Source organism: Halorubrum sp. C191 (assembly GCF_002727095.1).
GTDB classification, from domain to species: Archaea; Halobacteriota; Halobacteria; order Halobacteriales; family Haloferacaceae; genus Halorubrum; species Halorubrum ezzemoulense.
In genome coordinates, this window is record NZ_NHNZ01000058.1 from 1 (window position 1) to 4530 (window position 4530).

Here is a 4530-nt window from a genome sequence, read left to right on the forward strand (position 1 = left end):
ATGCGACGCGACGGTGGGGGCGGAGGCGACGGCGACAACGGGACGCCGACACTACGGGGGCGGCGAAGCGATGGGGACAGCGAAGACAACGACGACGGCGACGAAGACCGAACAGCGAGAGCGACGCGACGGAGGGGCGGGGGCGACGGCGACAACGGGACGCAATCCGAAACCACCGCAGCGAGGAACAGCTATCACCGACCGCTCGGCAGGGGACAGGGATCAGCAGGGGGCGAGAGAGATGAGAAAGGGAGGAGGAGATGGAAGGTGGAGCGAAAACTCGATCCTCCCGGATTGCCGTAGGCAGATCGTTCAGGACGGAGCTGACGTGGATGATCAGGGCAGGGCCAGATGGCGACTCGGGGGCGGGGAGTAGCCGGGGTCGGCAGATACTGACTTGATTGGGGGATAGCCGAGGCGGCTGACGAAAATCACTTACTACCCGGAGAGGGAGTGACACCATATGGGAGAACGAATTGGAGCGATGGTAGATGACGATCTGAACAGCATTCTCGAAGCGATGGCCGCCCACCATGACATCCCGAAGAGTAGAGTGATCGAACTGCTCCTCCGGGAGGGGGTCCAAGCACGCGAGATGCGATACCGGTTCGAACAACTGGACGCGAAACTCGATCATCTTCTTGAGAACCTCGGCACAAGCACTACCGTCGCGAACACAGTCGAAGATCGATTCGAGACTATCAGCGAACGGCCGATGCCCGCCGGCGTCTCTGGTGTGGAGTTAGCCGACAGCCCACTACCGTACTTTCAGAGCGCAGGGAGCTATCCAGATCGATCGGACGAAGAAGAAACTGTCAGGGATCAAGTCCGCGACGAACGGGAAGCAGTTGAGGAGGCAACGAGAGGAGACAACTGATTGGCGGGGGAGGGGTGAGACAGCACGATCCGAACAGCGACCAGCATCGAAGCCGACCGACGAACGAACTAGAAACAAGACCGGACCAGCGGCAACAGCGACCCTAGGGGACACCTGTTACGACGCGAGACCCAATGATGAGCAGCGGCGGCAGGCGGCGACAACAGCACCTACGGGTTACCGTCCCGATGCGAGACTGGGGAGTGGGGTGGTATGTTGACGACATCGAGTGTTACGAGGATGGTTCGAGAGTGGAGGTGGGGGAGACGACGGCGGCGGGACACCACGACTGTGGGAGCGACGACGCAACAGCATCACCACCAACATCAACGGACTGGTGGCAAAGAGAGTTGATCTCAGTTCTTGCTACCATAGATATCGTTGATTGTATATTCATCGTCTATGAGAAGTGTATTTTTAGCTACCGGTGGGAGTGGAGTGTGATTTAACAGGAAATTAAGACTACAGACAGATTCGACCGATACAACCACTCAAAGACGCAAATACAGTGGACGAGATTTGTGACACGAATATAAAAGTCACACTCGCTCGTCTAGCGGAATAGCACGATCCGAGAGAACTCCCCCGGCGCTAGGACGCCGGAGGAATCGTGCTGCCAACCCAATGACAGCAATCCAAAACACCAGGGTCAGGAGTCATAACTCTGTCTCTCAGAACACTACGCTCAAAACTGACCTAGTGACAGACACCCTCGTACAACTCGCACACCAGCGTGACAAAGCGCACAGCAGCGCCCACATCCAAACCATAGGTAATCAACCTCCCAAGCCGACCAGAGAGTCCCAGCCGTGGCGACAGGACACCCCGCATGAACCCCTCACTAATTACAGCTTGTCGAAGAGACGCCAGCCACATCGACGGACGATCCCATCTACGGAGGCGAGCTAAATGACAGACACGCCCGACGAGACGGCCTCACTCGCGGTTCCAATGGAACCAGATGTCGCGTTCGATGCGATTGGAAATAGTCGCCGACGCCGCGTCGTATTGTCACTGTCACGCGCTTCCAAAGCAGTCCCCACTAACGAACTTGCGGTCGAAATCGCGGCCATCGAAAACGCGATTGATCCCAGCAAGGTCGGCAGCGACGAACGTACGTCGGTCTATATCGCGCTGACCCAACAGCATCTCGAGACCCTCGATGAAGTCGGTGTAGTCGACTACGATGACCGATCCAAGACCGTAACCGCGACAGACGCAACTGAACCACTCGCCGAATACATCCGCCGGCTCCAGACAGCCTGCTACAAACCAGACCGCGAGGAAAGCGCATGACTGAGACACAAGCCCGTGCCCTCGCGACACTTCGAGACATCGACGCCCGCTTCCATCGCCTGTTCGAGGCGGTCGATACCGCCGACGGAACAGCAGCCACACCGTCCGCAGACCCTCTCGTCACACTCCGGCGAGCACGGTCGCAGATCGATGCTGCGCTGTTCGAACACCAGCGTCGAACAGATGACGGTACACTCCCTGACGGTGGGTCATGTGTCCTCCAGTGGGACCCACCTCATACTCCACCACGACGACTTACCCTCGGCCCAGACAGCGACGGTGACAGTTGGACCCGCCGTGAACTCGAGTGGACAGGTGAACGCTGGCGTATCTGTGGTCGCGACAGTGTCACCGACGTCGCGATCAGCGCACCAGCGGAACCACGATATCCGGATCCCATCGACCCGCCGACGATCGAGACACAGCTTAACTGGATTCGCGGTACGTGGACTCATCCGGATCCAGACGTCCTCGTCTTCGATGCGACGGCGACAACTGAACAAGGTGTGCTTGGGGCCGTCGACGACGAATTGCGGTACCGAGAAGCCGGCAGCCCTCAGTGGGTCACCGTCACTGACGAAGCGGAACTCTACCACCACCTCCAGCAACAGGGCCAGCCGAGCATCAAGGCGCTCTCAGAGACCACATTGACACGCCACCACTTCACCCCCAGCCCACTCACCCGATGAGCGCAAACGAATCCCACCTCCCAGACGGGTACGCAAATCGTCTGTGTTCGCTTACGGAGACACTCACATCACTCCGTGAAACGATCGAAGGCGACCATACGCTCACAACTGACCAGCGGATGTTCGCCCGCCGCCTCCTGTATCTAACCAACCAGCCCATCAAAGAGGCCGAACGGATTCTTCCTGACCCAGATTGTGACGATGACTCGACCGACGACAATACACTCGATTCTGCCAACGATTACGCGACTACACTCACTCGCGTGGAAGAACAGTTATGCTGGCTGATCCGCTCACTACAGGCTGCGTTGGCAGACGCCAACTACGACGAGGCACCCGCTGAGAAGTTCACAACAGCGCTTGAGTACGCTACAGCGCTACGCGACATCATCCCCGCGGTGCCAACAGAAAGCCCAGTCCTGGCCGCTCAAGCGGATATCGCTATTGCCGAAATCGACCCACACGTTGGGGGTCGTGGTGACAGTGATGGGCGGTGGCTCGAGTATCAACTCGATCGGGCACTCAACCGCTGGGGATACGGGGCGGCAAGACGACAGCACATCTTCAGTCTCGAGGTGGATATTGTCGCTCGCCGACGAACGAAACAGCAGGAACCCAGCGATTGGATCGTCGCTCAGTGTAAAGACTGGACGACAGACCCAATCACGCCGCGTATCCTCTTTCGGCTCTGTACGGTAGCGTTTGCCTGTCGTGCGATGCCAGTACTCTGTCACACAACCGAGCTCACTCCGCGAGCCGAAAAACTAGCACGCGAACTCGAAGTACGGGTACTCACACTCAAGGATTTAGAGCGTGCAGAACTCCCTGCCCCGCATGTAGCGAAGCCGACTACGGCACTTAATGAGTGGGGGCCGCAGTATCGGGCTCGAGAGGATCGCGGTTCGTTCCCACTAATGTTTCGTGGGGAGCCAGGGAAACGCTTCAGCTACGTCCCAGGCTTCACCCCGGTGGGTAAAGACGCTGACTACGAGCCGATCGAAAGCGACCAAGATGACGATGGTACCCATCCTGCTGCTGGTCATTGACCCTAGTGAGATATTGTGTTAAGTAGCTAAACAGCCGGATTTGGGCCTCTGTTCTCAGAGTTTTTTTTGCGAGGATCTCAATTGTTGGTTTCACCGGCATTCACACCAGATCAGGAACTCTAGCTGATTCCGACTTCTACTGACGTACAGAGAGTAGTGACACACTACGCTTCTCATTTCGTGTGGAACAACGGCTCTGTAAAAACTGTAATATCATCTTTTGATAGGTTGTAATAAAAATGCCAGTTCCCGTTGAAGAACTCACGGCTGATGAACTGCTCCCGGTTACGCCAGAATCAAACCTGTACAAGGCCCTTAGCTTCACTGTTACACACTACGAGTACGGATTCACACCAGATAAAATTGTAGCCCGAACAGACCTCAACAAGACAACTGCGTCAAACGCGATGGCTCGACTCTTTGGAACCGGCCTCATCAACCGAGCAGATGATGTGTATTGAACCACGTCGAGTCGATGAGTCAAAACTTCAGCTTGAGTCGCTTGATTCGGCTGTCCGCCTGTTTGAGGTGACACCCAACGACGATAGCTACGCCGAAGAGAGCTGGGAACAAGAAGTTCCGAGTATCGATCCAGATGAGTGAATACTCAGCTTTGAACGTT

6 protein-coding genes and 1 pseudogene are annotated in these 4530 nt (G+C 56.7%); all 7 read left to right on the plus strand.

The annotated features are described in order from the left end of the window. Positions 1-303, plus strand: a pseudogene (locus Z052_RS20725) (hypothetical protein); the annotation flags it as partial. A gap of 181 nt (positions 304-484) precedes the next feature. Continuing rightward, on the plus strand, positions 485-877 hold the full coding sequence (locus tag Z052_RS05280; RefSeq protein ID WP_199058241.1) for a hypothetical protein: 393 nt from the start codon (positions 485-487) through the stop codon (positions 875-877). Between the two features lie 137 nt (positions 878-1014). Then, positions 1015-1326, plus strand: coding sequence for a hypothetical protein (locus tag Z052_RS19720; RefSeq protein ID WP_158228670.1), 312 nt, complete (start codon positions 1015-1017; stop codon positions 1324-1326). A 460-nt stretch (positions 1327-1786) separates the two neighbouring features. After that, on the plus strand, positions 1787-2173 hold the full coding sequence (locus Z052_RS05285) for a hypothetical protein (RefSeq protein ID WP_199058243.1): 387 nt from the start codon (positions 1787-1789) through the stop codon (positions 2171-2173). Beyond that, positions 2170-2862: a hypothetical protein gene (locus tag Z052_RS05290; RefSeq protein WP_099288886.1), complete on the plus strand. Its 693-nt coding sequence runs from the start codon at positions 2170-2172 to the stop codon at positions 2860-2862. Before Z052_RS05285 ends, Z052_RS05290 begins: the two co-directional genes overlap by 4 nt. Next, a complete protein-coding gene (locus Z052_RS20415; RefSeq protein ID WP_199058245.1) occupies positions 2859-3908 on the plus strand; it encodes a hypothetical protein in 1050 nt (349 codons plus the stop codon). Before Z052_RS05290 ends, Z052_RS20415 begins: the two co-directional genes overlap by 4 nt. Positions 3909-4147: 239 nt before the next feature. After that, complete coding sequence (locus Z052_RS20420) at positions 4148-4369, plus strand: hypothetical protein (RefSeq protein ID WP_199058247.1); 222 nt, start codon at positions 4148-4150, stop codon at positions 4367-4369. The last annotated feature ends 161 nt before the right edge of the window (positions 4370-4530 follow it).